The following is an 18992-nucleotide window of genomic DNA, read 5'->3' as shown; positions in this document are numbered from 1 at the left end:
AGGAGGTAATTAGTAATGGTCATGACAGATCCAATTGCAGATATGTTAACTCGTATTCGTAATGCAAATACTGTAGGTCACGATAAATTAGAGGTTCCTGCATCAAAGCTCAAAAGAGAAATTGCAGAAATCCTGAAGAACGAAGGTTTCGTACGTGACGTTGAATACATCGAAGATAGCAAGCAAGGTGTTATCCGCATTTTCTTAAAGTACGGTCAAAACAACGAACGTGTTATTACTGGCCTTAAGAGAATCAGTAAGCCTGGTTTGCGTGTCTACGCGAAAGCTTATGAAGTACCACGTGTTCTGGGTGGACTTGGAATTGCTCTAGTATCCACATCAAAAGGTATTATGACTGATAAAGACGCTCGTAACCAACAGGTTGGCGGAGAAGTCTTAGCATACGTTTGGTAATTGAAAGATAGAAAGAATGGAGGTGCAGCCTGAATGTCTCGTATTGGTAACAAACACTTAGAAATTCCAAGCGGCGTGACAGTTGAGAAGAATGACAACAACGTCGTAACTGTTAAAGGTCCTAAAGGTGAATTGACTCGCTCTTTTAACCCTGACATGAAAATCAACATTGAAGATAGCAAGGTTACTGTTGAACGCCCAAGCGATCACAAAGACCATAAAGCTCTTCACGGTACAACAGCTAGTATCATCGGCAACATGATCGAAGGTGTTGCTAAGGGATATGAGAAAGCTCTTGAACTAGTTGGGGTCGGATACCGTGCTAACAAATCCGGTAACAAACTAGTGTTGAACGTTGGTTACTCTCACCCTGTTGAGATCGTTCCTGAACAAGGAATCGAAATTGAAGTACCAGCGAATACGAAAGTAGTCGTTAAAGGTATCGACAAAGAACGTGTTGGTGCTGTTGCAGCGAATATTCGCTCTGTTCGTCTTCCAGAACCGTATAAAGGTAAAGGTATCCGTTACGAAGGAGAATATGTTCGTCGTAAGGAAGGTAAGACTGGTAAATAGTAACGTAAGATTACGGAAAGGAGTGGCGTAGGATGATTACGAAGCTTGATAAAAATGCTGCGCGTAAGAAAAGACACGCTCGTGTGCGCCGTACTATTTTCGGAACAGCAGAACGTCCTCGCTTGAACGTATTCCGCTCATCAAAGCACATTTACGCTCAATTGATCGATGATGAAAACGGAGTAACGTTGTTATCTGCTTCTACTTTAGATTCTGAAGTAGATGTTGATAACGGTGGAAATGTTGAAGCTGCAAAGAAAGTCGGCGAAGCAATTGCAAAGCGCGCAGTTGAAGCTGGACATAAAGTAGTTGTATTCGACCGCGGTGGTTATATCTATCACGGACGTGTGAAAGCACTAGCTGACGCAGCTCGCGAAGCTGGACTACAATTTTAATAGAAGGAGGGAAATCCAATCATGCGTGGAATCGATCCAAACAAACTAGAACTTGAAGAACGTGTTGTTACCGTTAACCGTGTTGCAAAGGTTGTAAAAGGTGGACGTCGCTTTCGCTTTGCTGCGGTTGTGGTAGTTGGAGATAAAAACGGTCATGTAGGATTCGGTACTGGTAAAGCACAAGAGGTACCAGAAGCGATCCGCAAGGCTATCGAAGATGCGAAGAAGAATCTTATCACAGTACCGATCGTTGGTACGACGCTTCCTCATCAGATCAACGGACGATATGGAGCAGGTAACGTATTGTTGAAGCCTGCGTCTGAGGGTACAGGAGTCATCGCTGGAGGACCTGTACGTGCGGTACTAGAGTTGGCTGGAGTTGGTGACATCCTATCTAAATCATTAGGATCTAACAACCCGATCAACATGGTACGTGCAACAATCAATGGACTTAAAAATCTAAAACGTGCTGAGGACGTTGCGAAATTACGCGGCAAATCAGTTGAAGAACTATTAGGTTAAGGAGGGATTTTGAATGGCTAAGAAATTAGAAGTCACCCTCACTCGTAGTTTAATTGGTCGTCCTGAGAACCAACGTGTTACAGTGAAGACACTTGGTTTGCGCAAGATGCACCAAACAGTTGTACACGAAGACAACGAAGCGATTCGTGGTATGGTGAGCAAGGTGTCTCATCTTGTAACTGTCAATGAAATCAACGAATAATAAGACGATATAAATCATGAGGAGGTGCCGATAATGAAACTTCATGAACTGAAACCATCTGAAGGTTCTCGTGGCAACCGTAATCGTGTTGGACGTGGAATTGGTTCCGGTAATGGTAAGACAAGTGGACGTGGACACAAAGGGCAGAATGCTCGCTCTGGTGGAGGCGTACGACCAGGATTCGAAGGTGGTCAAAACCCACTCGCAAGACGTTTACCGAAACGCGGATTCACAAACCCAACTCGTGTTGAATATGCGGTTGTGAACTTGGATGCTTTAAACCGTTTCGAAGAAGGAACTGAAGTCACTCCTGAACTGCTTCTTGAGACTGGTGTCATCAGCAAGTTGAAAGACGGAGTGAAGGTCCTTGGAAATGGAAAATTAGAAACGAAGCTTACTGTAAAAGCTCATAAATTTTCTGGTTCTGCTAAGGAAGCAATTGAAGCAGCAGGCGGAAATGCTGAGGTGATGTAATGTTCCGTACAATCTCCAATATTTTGCGCGTAAGTGATATTAGAAGTAAAGTATTATTCACACTAGCAATGCTTGTCATCTTCCGGATCGGAACATTCATTCCGGTTCCAAGTGTTAACAAGGACGTGCTGGATTTTCAGAATCAGATGAACGTATTCGGTTTTCTGAATACTTTCGGCGGTGGCGCCCTGCAAAACTTCTCGATTTTTGCAATGGGAATCATGCCATATATCACAGCATCGATCATCGTACAGTTGCTACAGATGGATGTTGTACCTAAGTTTACCGAATGGTCAAAGCAAGGTGAAGTTGGGCGTAAAAAGCTAGCTCAATTCACTCGTTATGGAACGATCGTACTTGGATTCATCCAGGCGATCGGAATGTCGATCGGATTCAACAACCTGTTCCCAGGATTGATTCCAAATCCAAGCATTCCGACATACCTGCTTATCGCTTTGGTACTGACAGCAGGTACCGCATTCCTGATGTGGTTAGGTGAGCAAATCACAGCACATGGTGTCGGGAATGGTATTTCCGTTCTGATTTTCGCTGGTATCGTAGCCGCTGTTCCAGGTGCATTGAACCAGTTTTATGCTACTCAGTTCGCAGGATCAGAACAAACACTGTTCATCGGAATCGTCAAGGTACTCCTGATTGCACTAGCAATCGTGGTATTGACTGTCTTCGTAATCTTCATTCAACAAGGATTGCGTAAGATCCCGATCCAATATGCAAAGCGTGTTGTAAACAACAAGCCTGTGGGAGGACAACAGACACATCTTCCACTCAAGGTCAACGCTGCAGGGGTAATTCCGGTTATCTTTGCAATTTCATTGATCATTGCACCACCGACAATCGCAGGGTTCTTTGCTGAAAACGCGGTGACCAGATTCATTACAAACACGTTTGATTATACGACGCCGGTGGGTATGGTCGTGTACTCGGCCTTGATCATCGGATTCACGTATTTCTATACATTCGTTCAGGTCAACCCTGAGCAAATGGCGGAGAATTTGAAGAAACAAGGTGGATACATCCCAGGAATCCGTCCGGGTAAAAATACAGAAACGTACATTGTGCGTATTCTCTATCGTCTGACTTTTGTCGGCGCCTTATTCTTGGCTTTTGTATCTATTTTACCGATTTTCTTCATCAAGTTCGCAAACTTGCCTCAATCTTTGCAAATAGGCGGTACCAGCTTATTGATCGTGGTTGGGGTAGCATTAGACATTATGAAACGAATTGAAAGCCAATTAATTAAACGTCATTATAAAGGCTTCATCAAATAAAGGAGAACAGGGAATCATCCGAATTCCCCACTCTCTTTACAATGTACGTTTGTGACCGTATGGAGGGATTAGATGAATCTAGTACTCATGGGTCTGCCAGGTGCCGGAAAAGGAACCCAGGCTGCCGAGATTGTTGATAAATATGGTATCCCCCATATCTCAACAGGTGACATGTTCCGAGCTGCAATTAAAGAGGGAACTGAGTTGGGTAAAAAAGCCAAGTCCTATATGGATGCTGGTAATCTAGTACCCGATGAAGTCACGATTGGTATCGTGGATGAACGATTAAGCAAAAGTGACTGTGAAAAAGGTTTCTTACTTGATGGGTTTCCTCGGACGGTCGCACAGGCCGAAGCGCTGGAAAAAATCCTCGTCGACAAGTATCGTTCGATCGACTTCGTCTTGAATATCGATGTCGAGAAAGAGAAGTTGATGGAACGCTTGACTGGCCGCAGGATCTGTAAACAATGCGGAACGACTTATCACGTAATTTTCAATCCGCCATCTGAAAAAGGCGTTTGTGATAAGTGCGGCGGAGAGCTTTATCAGCGTGAAGATGATAATGAAGAAACAGTCAAAACACGACTTGAAGTAAATATTGAACAATCCAAGCCGCTGCTCGAATTCTACGATCAGAAGGGCTATCTCCGTAACATCGACGGAAACCAGGATATCGATCAGGTATTTAACGATATCGATCAATTACTTGGAGGGTTGAAGTAATGATCATATCTAAGACTTCGCGTGAGATTGAAATCATGCGAGAAGCTGGGAAGATTGTTGCTTTAACTCATCAGGAGCTCCAGAAGCACATTAAACCAGGAGTGACTACCAGGGAACTTGATGCAATCGCTGAAAAGTTTATACGTAGCCACGATGCAATTCCTTCTTTTAAAGGCTATAATGGTTTTACAGGTAGTATTTGTGCTTCCGTAAACGAAGAGCTGGTTCACGGCATTCCAGGTAAAAAAGTACTGAAGGATGGAGATATCATCTCGATCGACATCGGTGCAAAATACAATGGATACCATGGCGATTCAGCTTGGACTTACGGTGTCGGAGAAATTTCCGACGAGAACAAACATCTTTTAGAGGTAACCGAACAATCGTTATATAAAGGTCTTGCAGAAGCGAAACCTGGGGAAAGACTCACAAACATCTCTCATGCGATTCAATCGTATGTTGAAGCGGAAGGCTTTTCGGTAGTACGTGAATACGTCGGCCACGGAGTCGGGCAAGATCTCCACGAGGATCCACAAATCCCTCATTTTGGACCACCGGGAAAAGGACCGCGTCTGAAGCCAGGGATGGTTCTAGCTGTTGAGCCGATGGTGAACGCAGGATCACGATATGTTCGAACGTTAGCAGATAACTGGACCGTCGTTACCCAGGATGGTAAAAACTGTGCGCATTTCGAGCATACCATTGCTATTGTTGAAGATGGTTTCGAAATTTTAACTAAAGCCTAAGTGAAGGTGATAAATGGTGAGTGAATCCGAGCCGATACCGCAAGTTGGACAATTGGTCCATATCTTGCGAGGGCGGGATGCTGGTCAAATCAATGTAATTGTGGGTATCGTGGACGATAAATTTGTCCTCATCGCTGACGGTGATAAACGGAAATATGACCGAGCAAAAAAGAAGAACATCAATCATCTAGAGCTGTTTCAATATATTTCGCCGGAAGTTAAGCGAAGCATCGATGAAACAGGACGTGTAACAAACGGTAAATTGCGTTTCGCCGTGTCGAAATTCTTGAATGATCAAGCACACTTGCTTGAGAAGGGAGAACAAATCGATGGCTAAAGAAGATGTAATCGAGGTAGAAGGAACCGTTATTGAGCCTCTTCCGAATGCAATGTTTCGCGTAGAGCTTGAGAATGGTCATAAAATTTTAGCTCACGTTTCTGGAAAGATTCGTATGCACTATATTCGCATACTGCCAGGCGATAAAGTAACCGTGGAATTGTCTCCGTACGATTTATCACGTGGTCGTATCACGTATCGTTACAAGTAAGACATTTTTCCGGTAAATGCCTTGAGTATGTTTGAAGGCATATGAATGGGACCACACTGTAGTGAGTGAAACGGTTAAGCTAATTGAAGTGCCTCGCTCAATAGGATTTTCGATTTTGTCGTCGAAGTCAGCACAAATTTTGTGCAAGTCCGTGGCATAAGGAGGTATTTAGGAATGAAAGTAAGACCATCAGTCAAACCGATCTGCGAAAAATGTAAAGTAATTCGTCGTAAAGGAACCGTCATGGTAATTTGCGAAAACCCTAAGCATAAACAAAAACAAGGTTAAGAACAGGAGGTGCACATACATGGCACGTATTGCAGGAATTGATATCCCTCGTGACAAACGAGTTGTCATTTCATTAACGTATATTTTCGGTATCGGAAAGTCTAAGGCTCAACAAGTTCTTGCTGAAGCTGGTGTCTCTGAAGAAACACGTGTTAGAGACCTGACTGAAGAAGAATTGAATAAGATTCGTGATATCCTCGACAAACACAAAGTAGAAGGTGACCTTCGTCGTGAAGTTTCCCTTAACATCAAGCGTTTGATCGAGATCGGAAGCTACAGAGGTATCCGTCATCGCCGTGGTCTTCCAGTTCGCGGACAAAAAACGAAAAACAACTCACGTACACGTAAAGGCCCACGTCGTACAGTTGCGAATAAGAAGAAATAGTAAGGGAGGTAAACTCACATGGCTAAACAACGTAAAACAAACACTCGTAAGCGTAAAGTCAAAAAGAATATTGAGAGTGGTATCGCGCATATCCGTTCCACTTTCAACAATACGATTGTTACTATTACTGATACGCACGGTAATGCAGTTTCTTGGGCTTCATCAGGCAACCTTGGATTCAAAGGTTCTCGTAAATCCACTCCGTTTGCAGCGCAAATGGCAGCCGAAACAGCTGGGAAAACTGCAATGGAACACGGAATGAAGACTCTTGAAGTTACTGTAAAGGGTCCTGGCGCTGGACGTGAAGCTGCTATCCGTGCACTTCAAGCTGTTGGACTTGATGTAACAGCAATCCGTGACGTAACACCAGTTCCTCATAATGGATGCCGTCCGCCAAAACGTCGTCGTGTTTAATACTTGAGGTTAAAAGCCTTAAGTATTACAATTTGGAAACCTGTCTATAATGGTTATGTATGAACTATAATTGAGCAATGCATACTAGTAGGTTATTTATAGCAAATAACCTATGAAGGACGCATTATAAGGAATTTCGGTTGGATCGACGGGGTCTGACCGAGGTTCGACGTTTTGAAGGAGGGTTTGTTGAATGATTGAAATCGAAAAGCCAAGAATTGAAACGGTAGAGCTCAGCGACGATGCAACTTACGGGAAATTTGTTGTTGAACCTCTAGAGCGTGGATACGGGATCACGTTGGGCAACTCCTTACGTCGTATTTTATTGTCTTCTCTCCCAGGAGCTGCGGCTACCTCAGTTCAAATAAACGGGGTATTGCATGAGTTTTCAACGATTGATGGTGTTGTAGAAGATGTGACAACAGTCATTTTAAGCCTTAAAAAGCTGGCGTTGAAAATTTATTCTGAAGAAGAAAAGACCCTTGAAATTGATGTTCAAGGTGAAGGTGTCGTAACAGCTGCAGACATTACACATGATAGTGACGTTGAAGTTCTCAATCCAGATCTTCACATTGCTACATTGAACAAAGATGCGCATCTTCAAATGAAAATCACTGCGGTCCGTGGTAGAGGTTATGTACCAGCGGAAGGAAATAAGTCGGAAGAACAAGCAATTGGAGTCATTCCAATTGACTCGATCTTTACGCCTGTTACTCGTGTGAACTACCAGGTAGAAAATACTCGTATCGGCCAAGTTACAAACTATGACAAACTAACCCTCGATGTCTGGACAGATGGCAGTATCCGACCTGAAGAAGCTGTTTCACTTGGAGCGAAGATCGTTACGGAACACCTTAATATCTTCGTAGGTTTGACCGACCAAGCACAAAAAGCTGAAATCATGGTTGAAAAAGAAGAAGATCAGAAGGAAAAAGTACTCGAGATGACGATCGAAGAACTTGATCTTTCCGTTCGTTCTTACAACTGCTTGAAACGTGCAGGCATCAATACCGTACAAGAGCTCACTCAGAAGTCTGAAGAGGACATGATGAAAGTTCGAAACCTCGGTAAGAAGTCATTGGAAGAAGTCCAGGAGAAGCTTGAAGAACTTGGACTTGGCTTACGTAATGAAGAATAGCAACGATACAGATATAAAGAAATAACAAAAGAAGGAGGGACCTCTCATGGCTTATCAAAAGTTAGGTCGTGTATCATCTGCACGAAAAGCTTTACTCCGTGATTTAGCAACAGATCTAATCATCAACGAGCGCATCGAAACTACAGAAGCGAAAGCGAAAGAGCTTCGTTCCGTCGTTGAAAAGATGATTACACTTGGCAAACGTGGTGACCTTCATGCTCGCCGTCAAGCTGCTTCATTCGTACGGAATGAAGTTGCGAACGAAGAGTCTGGAGAAGGAGCAGTACAGAAGCTTTTCACTGACATCGCTTCTCGCTACGAAGATCGCCAGGGTGGATACACTCGCATTCAGAAGATTGGTCCTCGCCGCGGCGATGGTGCACCAATGGTTATTATTGAGCTTGTTTAATCGACAATAGATTAATGTGCAATAACATCGACGAAAAGGGCGGGACAGAATCTAAAGCAGATACTGATTCTATGCCCTTTTTTTCGTACGTTCAAAAGTTTATTTTTTTTGAAATTCACACGCTTTGCGCGGATGTACCGCAAGCATCGTCATCCGTTAACGGACACAGGAGACCTTATTTGGCCAAAACAACAGGGTTTTACAAAGCTAACGGACACCAGGGACCTTATTTCGCTAGTTTCATCAAAAATCAGCTGCTTTTTTCACAAATAACGGCTGTGGTGTCCGTTAAAATTTCAGAACTACCGATTTTGTCACTAATAACGGCTCTAGTGTCCGTTAACGGAAGCTTGAGTGCAACTGGCTCATTTTTTCGGTAGGAGTGTCATTAATTTCGCTCAATCGAACTATACCCAAAATCAAAAACAGCCAATAAAAAAAGGGCAGCCCTGCAGTGTAGAGGAGGGGACAGAATGAAGGAATTGATCGAGGTAAATGATGTATCATTCCGCTATGAAACTGATGGGCCATATCGATTATCCAATGTGAATTTGATTGTTCCCGAAGGCGAATGGCTTTCAATCGTCGGACATAATGGCTCAGGGAAATCGACGCTTGCGAAACTGTTGAATGGACTGTTGCTTCCAGATGAAGGGACCGTTACTGTCGGCGGAAAGAGGACAGATAAAGAAGAAAACCTGTGGGAAATCAGAAGACAGGTCGGAATGGTTTTTCAAAATCCGGATAACCAGTTTGTCGGGACGACTGTTAAAGACGATGTCGCTTTTGGCCTCGAGAATAACGGTGTACCACGTGAAGAGATGATTGATCGGATTTCTGAGTCGTTAGCACGGGTACAGATGAACGAGTATGAAAATCAGGAGCCTCATCAACTATCAGGTGGACAAAAACAAAGAGTTGCGATTGCAGGGGTTTTAGCACAAAGACCTGATGTCATCGTCCTGGATGAAGCTACGAGCATGCTTGATCCAAAAGGAAGACAAGAGGTATTAGCAACAATCCGTGAGTTGAATGAAAAAGATGGCATTACCGTGTTGTCCATTACCCATGACTTAGAAGAAGCAATTAAAGCAGACCGGATCGTTGTGATGAAGCAAGGGGAAGTGGTGGCATCTGGATCACCGAAAGAAGTTTTCCAAAATACTGGGTTATTGTTAGATGCTGGACTGGAATTACCTTTTTCCTTGAACATCCAAAAGCGGTTGAAGGAAAAAGGGATTGATTTACCTGCGCCGACTTTAACACAAACAGAATTGGTGGATGCATTATGGAACTATCGACAAAACAGCTAGCTCACATCTATAGCAAGGGGACACCGAAGGAACGTCGTGCAGTATATGATGTTTCAATCGATGTACCGCCTGGGAGCTTTTATGCGATCATCGGTCATACCGGCTCAGGGAAATCGACATTGATCCAACATTTGAATGGACTTTTGAAACCGACTTCGGGTTCTGTTGCAATTGGCAATACGACAATACGGCCGGATGAAAAAGGAAAGAGGCTCAAGGAAGTCCGGAAGCACGTCGGCATGGTATTCCAGTACCCTGAACATCAATTGTTTGAAGAAACAATCGAGAAAGACATTTGTTTCGGACCTCGCAACTTTGGTGTAAGTGAGGTTGAAGCAAAAAGAAGGGCGAAGGAATCACTTGTCACAGTAGGTCTTGGAGAAGAGTACTTGCAACGATCACCTTTTGAGTTGAGCGGTGGCCAGATGCGTCGTGTAGCCATTGCAGGCGTTTTAGCAATGAAGCCTGATGTCCTGATCCTTGATGAACCAACTGCAGGTCTCGATCCAAGCGGACAACGCGAAATGATGGACTTGTTTTTATCATTGCAACGGGAAGACAACATTACAATCATTTTAGTGACACATAGCATGGAAGATGCTGCACGTTACGCTGATAGGATCATGGTCATGTCGGGTGGAACCGTCTATATGGAAGGGACTCCAGCAGAAATTTTCAGGCAGGAAGACAAGCTTCAAGCTGTAGGATTGGACATCCCGGAATCTACACGCTTTCTCAAATCTCTCCAAGAACGTTTCGGAATTTCTTTTGAATGTGGTTTTACAGAAGAGGCAGTCGTAGAGATCATTGAGCGGACGATGAAGGCGGGGAATCTCCAATGATGGAAAATGTCATAATCGGTCAATACATTCCTGGAAATTCACCGATCCATCGTATGGACCCGCGAGCTAAGTTGGTGGCAGTTTTCATCTATGTCATCATCGTGTTTCTTGCAAACAACTGGGCAAGCTATGCTTTTCTCGGTATCTTCACGATTGGGACAGCTTTTTTATCAAGAGTGCCGGTCTCCTTTATCATCAAAGGGTTGAAGCCGATTCTTTGGATCATCCTATTTACGATGATCTTGCACCTGTTCATGACGAAAGAAGGTCCGGTATTAGTGGATTTTGGTTGGACAGCCATACATGAGGGTGGTGTCGTTCAAGGGGTATTCATTGCTTTACGGCTCTTATTCCTTATTCTTTTAACCTCTTTATTAACCCTTACAACGACACCGATCGATATAACAGATGGAATTGAAAGTCTGCTCAATCCGTTGAAAAAAGTGAAATTCCCTGTTCATGAATTCGCATTGATGATGTCGATTTCCTTGCGTTTCATTCCGACTCTCTTACAAGAGACAGAAAAAATCATGAAGGCACAATCGGCAAGAGGTGCAGAGTTTTCGAGTGGTCCGATTAAAGAACGGATCAAGGCATTCGTTCCATTGCTCGTCCCGCTTTTCATCAGTGCTTTCAAAAGAGCTGAGGATCTGGCGCTTGCGATGGAAGCCAGAGGTTACCGTGGTGGTGAGGGCAGGACGAAGCTCAGAATATTGAAGTGGCAAGGGATTGATACGCTGGCACTTTTTATGGTGGGCGTATTGATCATCGTATTATTCTTACTAAGATCTTAGAGGGTGGCCTTTTTGAAACGGATAAGCGGAATAGTCAGTTATGATGGGACTGGTTTTTCGGGATATCAGATCCAACCAGACCAGAGGACGGTCCAGGGGACGATCGAAAAGGTTCTCCAACGAATGCATAAAGGAGAGTTTATCAGGACGACTGCTTCTGGCCGGACTGATGCAGGTGTTCATGGGGTTGGTCAGGTGTTTCATTTTGATACATTGCTTCAAATTGAACCGCAAGCCTGGAAACGCGCGTTGAATACGCTCCTTCCAGCTGATATCCGCATTGAATCAATAACCGAGAAGGATCCTGATTTTCATGCTCGTTATGATGTATCAGCAAAAGAGTACCGTTATCGAATTTTAAGGAATTCAGATGAGGATGTTTTCAGAAGGAACTACACCTATCATTTTCCGTATGAGCTTGACGTATCGAGTATGCGGACTGGCGCAGAGCTTTTGATTGGAGAGCATGACTTCACATCGTTCTGTTCAGCGAAAACGGAAGTGATGGAGCGGGTTCGCATCGTTACAAAGCTGGAGATTGAAGAAGCTGGCGATGAACTGGTCATAAGCATTGAAGGAAACGGCTTTCTATACAATATGGTGCGGATCATCGTCGGCACATTGTTAGAGATTGGAACCGGGCAGCGAGAAGCAACCGATATCTCGAGCATACTGGAAAAGAAGGATCGGGATGCTGCTGGAAAAACAGCGCCAGCCCATGGATTGTATCTTTGGAAGGTAAACTATAAAAAACATTGATGAATAGGCTAAAAAACGGATTGACACACTTGACATCGTTGTCTAATTATTATAAGATATTCTTTGGTATTTCTGAAATCCACTAGCCCCGGATGAGGAAATCGTCGAAATGGAAAAAACGAATCGTATTGAAAATAGATTTGTAAGTGAATGAATCAGGAGGGAAATAAATTGCGTACCTATATGGCAAAGCCAAAAGAAATTGATCGTAAATGGTATGTGGTAGACGCTGCAGGTAAAACTCTCGGACGTCTTTCAAGTGAAGTTGCATCTGTTCTTCGCGGTAAGCACAAGCCGACTTACACACCACATGTTGACACTGGTGATCACGTAATTATCTTAAATGCAAACAAGATCGAATTGACTGGGAAGAAAATGTCTGACAAGCTTTACCACCGTCACACTGGACACCCAGGTGGTCTTAGAACGAGAACGGCACAGGAAATGCGTGACACGCGTCCTGAAAAAATGCTTGAACTTGCAATCAAAGGCATGCTTCCTAAGAACAGCCTTGGTCGTAAGATGGCGAAAAAGCTTCATGTGTATGCTGGGAACGAACATCCACATCAAGCACAAAATCCTGAAAACTACGAACTTCGCGGATAAATAATAAGGAGGGTTTAACTTGGCTCAAGTACAATATTACGGAACCGGCCGTCGTAAGCACTCTGTTGCTCGTGTACGTCTTGTACCTGGTGATGGACGTTTCATCGTAAACGGTCGCGACCTTGACGAATTTTTCGGACTTGAAACATTGAAAGTTATCGCTAAACAACCATTAGTTTTAACAGAAACAGAAGGAAAGTACGATGTACTTGTAAACGTTGATGGTGGAGGATACACTGGTCAAGCTGGTGCAATCCGTCATGGTGTTGCTCGTGCACTTCTAGAAGTAGATCCAGAATTGCGTTCTACGCTTAAGAGTGCAGGATTCCTTACTCGTGACGCACGTATGAAAGAGCGTAAGAAGTACGGACTCAAAGGCGCTCGTCGTGCACCACAATTCTCAAAGCGTTAATCATATACCGCTTATACAAAGCTCTGGCCACTGCGCCAGAGCTTTTTTACGTGCTTTTTCCTGGTGTGCCTGGCACGACAATTTCCCCTTTGCGCCCCAACGGTTTTGTGATGGTGCCAGGCACCTTTTCGAATTCCTTCGGGGAGAAGGGTTCTGAAACGGTGCCAGGTACACTTTGAGATCCGTTGTGGCTCAAGGGTTTGTAAAAAGTGCCTGGTACAAGTGTCCAATCGTGTCCTTCCTTTTTAGTTTTGCGTAATGAGGGTGTGGTATACATACTGTCTTTTACCAAAGTTCCCATGGTATGAATCGGTTTTGCGGTCGAACACTAATGGGGAAGGAGGCGAAACCGATGAATGTAATCACCACCTTTAGAGACAGACAATACAAAAAGCGAATTACATTTGAACGAAAAGTATTACGTGAACTTTCCTTGAATGGGATCAAGACCGAATTCCAAAGGTTGTTCTTCCCGTTTTTACAATATAGTTTATTGTTCCAAGATGAAATCCAGGATACATGCATTGATATAGCAATTGAAGCCTATTTATTAGGGGCTGAATACAGTAAGTTCGGCTATCATGGTGAATCGCTTGACAGCATTAAAGAACGCAGTGCAGCATCTGAAAAGCGATTGTATGACACGCTTTTCGAATACTGGCAATTCTGGAGCTATACCCCTGATCATGTTCTCGAGTCCCTTCACATGTGCTGTGACGCTTTCGTCCAGCGATGGTGGAGAGAAGGATACGAAAACGGACAGCGGCGATATCGCATGCGGCTTCACTAATCTGAAAAAGGTATATTTCCTCCACTTGTCCCATACATATATACAAGTAATGGGATGCGGGAGGGAATGTGGTGAAGTGGAAAAAATGGCTATTTTGGGGTCTGACTGGTTTTTGTGCTGCACTTTTATTATATGTCATCCAACAACAATTACATTCGAACGATTCCTGGTCTACATGGAGTCTTCCGTTAACAGGAAAAATCATCGTACTGGATGCCGGTCATGGGGGAGTCGATGGTGGTGCAGTTGGAAAGGGAAATGTCCAGGAGAAGGATATCGCCTTGAATATTTCCTTAAAGCTCCGTGACTACCTTCAACAAGCCGGAGCACTTGTCATCATGACTCGGGAAACAGACAGGGATCTGGCAAGTGACGGAACGAAACGGATCAGGAATCGTAAAACGGAAGATTTGTTAAAAAGAACTGAAATTGTAAACACATCTGAAGCTGATATGTTCGTCAGCATTCATCTCAATGCCATTCCTTCATCTCGATGGTATGGTGCTCAAGTTTTTTACAACCCTGCTATAGAAGAAAATGAAAAATTAGCGAAACTCATCCAGGAACAAATCCGCTCCAATTTGGAGAACACGACGCGTAAAGCGAAGCCAATCAGTACTGTTTATATGGTCCGTAAAGCTGAAATTCCTGGTTCGTTAGTCGAAGTCGGCTTTTTGTCCAATCCGAATGAGCGGGAGCTGCTGAAATCGAAACTTTATCAGACGAAGCTCGCTGCTTCAATTTACCAGGGGATTTTACGATATTATGCAAACGAACCTGCTCCAGGTGATTGATGGACCAGGTTTTTCTTTTTTAAAGAAAAGCATCGAGTAGCCTGGGCACAGTCATATGAGTAAAATGTTTATTTACCTTCAAAAAACACCAGGGAACCAAAAGCTATGAAGGGATTCACAGGCTTTAAAAAGTAGAGACTCCAAGTACTTGACTAATCAACACAACCCTAACATTTCTAAAAGCGGATTTTTCTGTGTTATACTAAGGGGTGAAAGCGATTAAAAAGGATGGTGTTCGAGGTTATGATGTCAGAAGAACAAATTTTAGAGCTTCTCAAACCGATACAAGAACCTTTTTTACATAAAAGCATTGTTGATTCAGATAGTGTGAAAGAAATCAAAATCAAAGAAGATTACGTGGGATTGAAAATTGCAATCGCCCAGGCGAATTCGCCAGAACAAATGCAGCTACAGCAAGAAATCGTAAATACGTTAAAAGAAGCGGGGGTCGCTTCTGTCGGCTTGCGTTTCGAACAACGCGAAGGTGCAGCGCCTCAACAAGAAACGACGAGCGGAGTACAAACAGAAACGACCTTCATCGCAGTAGCAAGTGGTAAGGGTGGAGTAGGGAAATCAACAGTTTCCGTGAATCTCGCGACCAGCCTTGCTCGTGAAGGGAAGCGAGTAGGACTAATTGACGCAGATATATACGGATTCAGTGTGCCAGACATGATGGGTATTGCAGAGCGTCCAAAAGTCGTCGGTGAACAAATTTTCCCTGTAGAGCGTTTCGGGGTCAAAGTGATTTCGATGGCATTTTTCGTTGAAGATAATGCACCAGTCATTTGGCGCGGACCTATGCTTGGGAAAATGTTGACGAACTTCTTCAATGATATCGAGTGGGGAGATCTTGATTATATTATCTTGGATTTACCGCCTGGGACAGGGGATGTTGCTTTAGATGTCCATAAGATGCTTCCGCAATGTAAAGAAATCATCGTCACAACACCACATCCTACGGCAGCCTTCGTAGCAGCACGTGCAGGAGCGATGGCGCTGAAAACGGACCATGATATTCTCGGTGTCGTTGAAAATATGGCCTATTTCGAAAGTAAGAAGACGGGTGAAAAAGAATATGTCTTTGGGCAAGGTGGGGCAGATAAACTGACTGAAGAATTGAATACCGAAGTCCTCGGTAGAATCCCGCTCGGCCAACCGGAAATGCGTGAAGATGATTTTGCACCATCCGTTTATCTTGAAGACTCGAAAATCGGGCAGATTTATAAGCAAATTGCGTTGAACGTCATCAAAAAAGTCGAAGGATAAGAAAACTAGGCAAAGCCAAGCCTTTTGTTGACCTTCTACTTTCTTTAAATGTAACAAAAAGGGCCGGCATTCGCCGGTCCTATTTTTGTCCTTGACCACCCTGATCTTCACCAGATTGGCCTTCTTCACCTTTCCCTTTTTGTTTCAAAGCGCTACCGCTTTTGATTTCTTCTTCCACCGTTTTCTTGATCATTTCAGAAAGCTGAGCTTTCATAAGTGGACTTTCAAATGTCTCCATCATTACTTTCTTTTGTTGCTCCCTAAATTCTTGAGAAGTCATCAAGTCCATAACTTCCTTGGATATTTCAGGATCCTTCATGATTTCGATGACTTTTTTCCGATATTCAGGATCATCGAGTAATTTCTTCTGTAGCTCTTCGTTTTGTTTTTCCATACTTTTGGCAAGAGCTTCAGCTGTTTTCGGATCTTTCATCAATTCTTTCCAAAAATCCTGACCTTTTTTAGAAGTCAGTGTATCTTCAATCGTCTTTTTTACGAATTTTTGGTCCATGACGATTTGTGATTTTATTTTTTCGTCCGTTAAGACTTCCTCTATCGCTTTTTTACCATCATCTGTTTTTAAAAGGTCCACGAGCATTTTCTTTGTTTCCTCATAAGAACCTTTTTCTTCTGCTGCTGCAGGAGTACACCCCTGTAATACTAAACCAAAGGCTATGATGAGGACGAACATCCAGTTTTTCATCCTAGACTGCCCCTTTCAGTATTCAATCTTACCTTTAGCGTTCGAGAAAGTTGTGACAAATATGCGGACTAAATAAAGGAAACTAGCTTTTTTACAGGTGGATTGGTACAATCGAAACGAGCAGAATTAAAGGGGAATTGTTATTCGTGAATATAAGGAAATGGGTTTATTTATTTTTTACAACATTATTGATCGGTGGGGTTAGTGCTGTTGCCATCGGGCTGCTGCTTCGTTGGGAGGACATCGAGAGCATGGCAAGCTTTTTTGTCATGATCGCCTGGTTACTCGGATTCGGATTCATCTTCAGCATCATCAGCCAGATGGGGTATTTCGCCTATTTGACGATCCATCGATTCGGGTTAGGAATTTTCAAGTCAGTGCGGCTATGGAGTTGGGTACAAATATTGATACTCGCCTTCGTTGTTTTTGATTTATTCTACTTACGTTACATTGCCTTTAAAGATACGGGGTTGACCTTATTCAATTTTATCTTTGTACCAGTTGCTTTACTGGTGTACGGAATGATCGTCGCCTATATCAAAATGAAGGAAACGAACAAAGCGGCTTTTGTTCCAGCACTTTTTTTCATTGTAGTGGTAACGACTATCGAATGGATCCCTGTATTGAAGCAAGGCGATATACTTTGGCTATGGTTGTCCATCGTCCCATTATTAGCATGTAACACCTGGCAGATTTTAATCTTACATCGTCTCATAAAAAGAAGTTGAGCCAAGAGAGCCCAACTTCTTTATTTTATTTCTTTCGTTTTACTATCCGTATTTGCAATCAGTTCACCGACAGAAGTGAACGTGTAACCTTCTTTTTTCAGTTCTGAAATGATTATTTCCAATGCATCTCTGGTTTGTTTTACTGCGTCTGATGCATGAAGAAGGACGATGTCACCACCCTTCGCCTGAGACAAAACCGTATCACTAATTCGTTCTGCACCTGGATTTTTCCAATCATGGGTGTTGATACTCCATTGTATAATGGTTTGGTTCAGTTTCTCTGCGATATCCAAAACCTCTTTATTGAATTGTCCGTTCGGCGGGCGAAGCAACACTGGCTTTTCTCCAGAAACCTCATTGATGATTTGCTGTGCTTTCGACATGTCCCGTTTAATTTGATCTGCCTCAAGTTCGGTATAACTTTTATATCGATATCCAAGACTGCCGATTTCGTGTCCGTTTTTAGTGATCTTTTCAACGATATCGGGATGCCTCTCTGCCCATTCTCCCGAAAGGAAGAATGTCGTGTCCTTCACTTTTTCTTTTTCTAAAAGATCAAGAATTTCATGAATCCGTTTTTCGCCCCAGCTTACATCGAAGGTGAGTGCTATTCTTTTCCCTTTTTCTTCTCCCTTATAAATGGCTCTTGGATCTCCGTCCTTTGTTTTGAAAACTTCGAGATCTTGTGCTTCTACAAAAGCAATCAAGGCAGCAAAGAAAGAAGCGATAATTATAATCAAATATTGTTTGAACCTTTTTCCGTTCACGACCCAAAAGAAGTTCACGTCGTCTACCTCCTATCCTATTCACTCAGTACATGTATATGTATGAGAGGACAAGATAGACCTGTCTTGTCTTTTCAATCCAAGGAGCTACTTCTGTAATCATCTGCTTAGATTTATCTTGGAATAGAAATTGGAAAAAGAAGGGATAATGATAAAAAAATAAATGAGGGATTGATACCATGCTTGGATTTGTTCTCAATGAGAAAGAAGTTAAAGAAATGGAGTACCTTTTAAAAAAAGAACTTGAAGAACTATTGCATGATATGGAAGATCATCGTGTTGAAGGAATCATCAAACGCGCTATGGAAGAAAGATATCAGCTTGTCTTCAAGATCCTGCAGCGTTTTTCAAATCCAGCCGACTGTGTAAAATATATGCGCCATAAAATTTCGAATCAAAAGTGAAAAAATCTTATTGACAGTTATGCAGGGCTTTGGTAAAGTATTTTTTGTTGCCGCAAAAACGGTGTTCAAAACTATTTCAAAAAAGTTGTTGACATTATTTTTTGTGGATGTTACATTAGTTAGGTCGCCTCAAAAACGAGGCAGCGAAAAACAGCTCTTTGAAAACTGAACAAAAGCCAAGCGTGAAACGGGTCTTTTTAAAAAGAACCCTGAATCAATTTTTAAGTTTTACGAGTTAAGGATCTTCGATTAAGTTCGTCACGTCCTGTGACAACA

The 18992-nt window shown here is 43.0% G+C and carries 29 protein-coding genes; 27 read left to right on the top strand and 2 right to left on the bottom strand.

Annotated elements, in window-relative coordinates; all coding sequences use genetic code 11:
• Window positions 1–15 precede the first annotated feature (15 nt).
• The 25 genes from rpsH to N8M93_RS21180 all read left to right on the top strand — a co-directional run bounded on the left by rpsH (window position 16) and on the right by N8M93_RS21180 (window position 16096).
• Entirely contained in the window at window positions 16–414 is a 399-nt protein-coding gene (rpsH, locus tag N8M93_RS21300; RefSeq protein WP_221569177.1) for a 30S ribosomal protein S8, read from the top strand.
• 33 nt (window positions 415–447) lie between these two features.
• Window positions 448–987, top strand: a complete 540-nt coding sequence (rplF, locus tag N8M93_RS21295) for a 50S ribosomal protein L6 (RefSeq protein ID WP_261134664.1) — start codon at window positions 448–450, stop codon at window positions 985–987.
• Window positions 988–1019: 32 nt separating this feature from the next.
• Window positions 1020–1382 (top strand): 50S ribosomal protein L18, encoded by a 363-nt coding sequence (gene rplR, locus N8M93_RS21290; RefSeq protein ID WP_261134663.1) that lies wholly within the window; start codon window positions 1020–1022, stop codon window positions 1380–1382.
• Window positions 1383–1403: 21 nt separating this feature from the next.
• Complete coding sequence (rpsE, locus tag N8M93_RS21285) at window positions 1404–1904, top strand: 30S ribosomal protein S5 (RefSeq protein ID WP_221569174.1); 501 nt, start codon at window positions 1404–1406, stop codon at window positions 1902–1904.
• A 13-nt stretch (window positions 1905–1917) separates the two neighbouring features.
• Window positions 1918–2106 (top strand): 50S ribosomal protein L30, encoded by a 189-nt coding sequence (gene rpmD, locus N8M93_RS21280; protein WP_261134662.1) that lies wholly within the window; start codon window positions 1918–1920, stop codon window positions 2104–2106.
• Between the two features lie 33 nt (window positions 2107–2139).
• Window positions 2140–2580: a 50S ribosomal protein L15 gene (rplO, locus tag N8M93_RS21275; protein ID WP_261134661.1), complete on the top strand. Its 441-nt coding sequence runs from the start codon at window positions 2140–2142 to the stop codon at window positions 2578–2580.
• Entirely contained in the window at window positions 2580–3869 is a 1290-nt protein-coding gene (gene secY / locus N8M93_RS21270) for a preprotein translocase subunit SecY (protein WP_261134660.1), read from the top strand. Before rplO ends, secY begins: the two co-directional genes overlap by 1 nt.
• Before the next feature lie 72 nt (window positions 3870–3941).
• Window positions 3942–4592 carry an adenylate kinase gene (locus N8M93_RS21265; protein WP_261134659.1) on the top strand — a complete coding sequence of 217 codons (651 nt, stop codon included), beginning with the start codon at window positions 3942–3944 and terminating at the stop codon, window positions 4590–4592.
• Window positions 4592–5338 (top strand): type I methionyl aminopeptidase, encoded by a 747-nt coding sequence (map, locus tag N8M93_RS21260; protein ID WP_261134658.1) that lies wholly within the window; start codon window positions 4592–4594, stop codon window positions 5336–5338. The genes N8M93_RS21265 and map overlap by 1 nt, the downstream gene beginning before the upstream one ends.
• 16 nt (window positions 5339–5354) lie before the next feature.
• Window positions 5355–5675, top strand: coding sequence for a KOW domain-containing RNA-binding protein (locus N8M93_RS21255; protein ID WP_261134657.1), 321 nt, complete (start codon window positions 5355–5357; stop codon window positions 5673–5675).
• A complete protein-coding gene (gene infA, locus N8M93_RS21250) occupies window positions 5668–5886 on the top strand; it encodes a translation initiation factor IF-1 (protein WP_093073147.1) in 219 nt (72 codons plus the stop codon). Before N8M93_RS21255 ends, infA begins: the two co-directional genes overlap by 8 nt.
• Before the next feature lie 174 nt (window positions 5887–6060).
• Window positions 6061–6174, top strand: coding sequence for a 50S ribosomal protein L36 (gene rpmJ / locus N8M93_RS21245; protein ID WP_003322638.1), 114 nt, complete (start codon window positions 6061–6063; stop codon window positions 6172–6174).
• Window positions 6175–6193: 19 nt separating this feature from the next.
• Entirely contained in the window at window positions 6194–6559 is a 366-nt protein-coding gene (rpsM, locus tag N8M93_RS21240; RefSeq protein WP_261134654.1) for a 30S ribosomal protein S13, read from the top strand.
• 18 nt (window positions 6560–6577) lie between these two features.
• Window positions 6578–6973: a 30S ribosomal protein S11 gene (gene rpsK / locus N8M93_RS21235; RefSeq protein ID WP_261134653.1), complete on the top strand. Its 396-nt coding sequence runs from the start codon at window positions 6578–6580 to the stop codon at window positions 6971–6973.
• A 193-nt stretch (window positions 6974–7166) separates the two neighbouring features.
• Window positions 7167–8111, top strand: a complete 945-nt coding sequence (locus N8M93_RS21230; protein ID WP_221569165.1) for a DNA-directed RNA polymerase subunit alpha — start codon at window positions 7167–7169, stop codon at window positions 8109–8111.
• 46 nt (window positions 8112–8157) lie between these two features.
• Window positions 8158–8520 carry a 50S ribosomal protein L17 gene (rplQ, locus tag N8M93_RS21225; protein ID WP_261134652.1) on the top strand — a complete coding sequence of 121 codons (363 nt, stop codon included), beginning with the start codon at window positions 8158–8160 and terminating at the stop codon, window positions 8518–8520.
• Window positions 8521–8993: 473 nt separating this feature from the next.
• Entirely contained in the window at window positions 8994–9833 is an 840-nt protein-coding gene (locus tag N8M93_RS21220; RefSeq protein ID WP_261134651.1) for an energy-coupling factor ABC transporter ATP-binding protein, read from the top strand.
• Window positions 9809–10675 (top strand): energy-coupling factor ABC transporter ATP-binding protein, encoded by an 867-nt coding sequence (locus N8M93_RS21215; RefSeq protein ID WP_396125758.1) that lies wholly within the window; start codon window positions 9809–9811, stop codon window positions 10673–10675. The genes N8M93_RS21220 and N8M93_RS21215 overlap by 25 nt, the downstream gene beginning before the upstream one ends.
• Window positions 10672–11469, top strand: coding sequence for an energy-coupling factor transporter transmembrane protein EcfT (locus tag N8M93_RS21210; protein ID WP_261134650.1), 798 nt, complete (start codon window positions 10672–10674; stop codon window positions 11467–11469). Before N8M93_RS21215 ends, N8M93_RS21210 begins: the two co-directional genes overlap by 4 nt.
• Before the next feature lie 12 nt (window positions 11470–11481).
• Window positions 11482–12228, top strand: coding sequence for a tRNA pseudouridine(38-40) synthase TruA (truA, locus tag N8M93_RS21205; RefSeq protein WP_261134649.1), 747 nt, complete (start codon window positions 11482–11484; stop codon window positions 12226–12228).
• 171 nt (window positions 12229–12399) lie between these two features.
• On the top strand, window positions 12400–12834 hold the full coding sequence (gene rplM, locus N8M93_RS21200) for a 50S ribosomal protein L13 (protein WP_396125757.1): 435 nt from the start codon (window positions 12400–12402) through the stop codon (window positions 12832–12834).
• 19 nt (window positions 12835–12853) lie between these two features.
• Window positions 12854–13246 (top strand): 30S ribosomal protein S9, encoded by a 393-nt coding sequence (gene rpsI / locus N8M93_RS21195; protein ID WP_261134648.1) that lies wholly within the window; start codon window positions 12854–12856, stop codon window positions 13244–13246.
• 352 nt (window positions 13247–13598) lie between these two features.
• A complete protein-coding gene (locus N8M93_RS21190) occupies window positions 13599–14036 on the top strand; it encodes a DUF2521 family protein (protein ID WP_221569157.1) in 438 nt (145 codons plus the stop codon).
• 68 nt (window positions 14037–14104) lie between these two features.
• Entirely contained in the window at window positions 14105–14830 is a 726-nt protein-coding gene (gene cwlD, locus N8M93_RS21185) for an N-acetylmuramoyl-L-alanine amidase CwlD (protein ID WP_396125756.1), read from the top strand.
• A 243-nt stretch (window positions 14831–15073) separates the two neighbouring features.
• The gene (locus N8M93_RS21180) at window positions 15074–16096 is read left to right on the top strand and encodes an Mrp/NBP35 family ATP-binding protein (RefSeq protein WP_261134647.1); all 1023 of its coding nucleotides are present in this window, start codon (window positions 15074–15076) and stop codon (window positions 16094–16096) included.
• 79 nt (window positions 16097–16175) lie between these two features.
• On the opposite strand, the gene gerD is transcribed toward N8M93_RS21180, so the two are convergent.
• The gene (gerD, locus tag N8M93_RS21175; protein WP_261134646.1) at window positions 16176–16799 is read right to left on the bottom strand and encodes a spore germination lipoprotein GerD; all 624 of its coding nucleotides are present in this window, start codon (window positions 16797–16799) and stop codon (window positions 16176–16178) included.
• Window positions 16800–16945: 146 nt separating this feature from the next.
• Between gerD and N8M93_RS21170 the strand changes: the two genes are divergently transcribed.
• Window positions 16946–17527, top strand: a complete 582-nt coding sequence (locus N8M93_RS21170) for a KinB-signaling pathway activation protein (RefSeq protein ID WP_261134645.1) — start codon at window positions 16946–16948, stop codon at window positions 17525–17527.
• A gap of 20 nt (window positions 17528–17547) precedes the next feature.
• On the opposite strand, the gene pdaB is transcribed toward N8M93_RS21170, so the two are convergent.
• The gene (gene pdaB / locus N8M93_RS21165; protein WP_261134644.1) at window positions 17548–18312 is read right to left on the bottom strand and encodes a polysaccharide deacetylase family sporulation protein PdaB; all 765 of its coding nucleotides are present in this window, start codon (window positions 18310–18312) and stop codon (window positions 17548–17550) included.
• Between the two features lie 179 nt (window positions 18313–18491).
• On the opposite strand from pdaB, the gene N8M93_RS21160 reads away from it, so the two are divergent.
• Window positions 18492–18716, top strand: a complete 225-nt coding sequence (locus N8M93_RS21160) for a hypothetical protein (protein WP_221569152.1) — start codon at window positions 18492–18494, stop codon at window positions 18714–18716.
• The last annotated feature ends 276 nt before the right edge of the window (window positions 18717–18992 follow it).

Origin of the sequence: Bacillus sp. Marseille-Q3570 (assembly GCF_946151055.1) — a bacterium.
GTDB lineage: Bacteria > Bacillota > Bacilli > Bacillales > Fictibacillaceae > Pseudalkalibacillus.
This window is presented reverse-complemented; position numbering and strand designations above follow the sequence as displayed.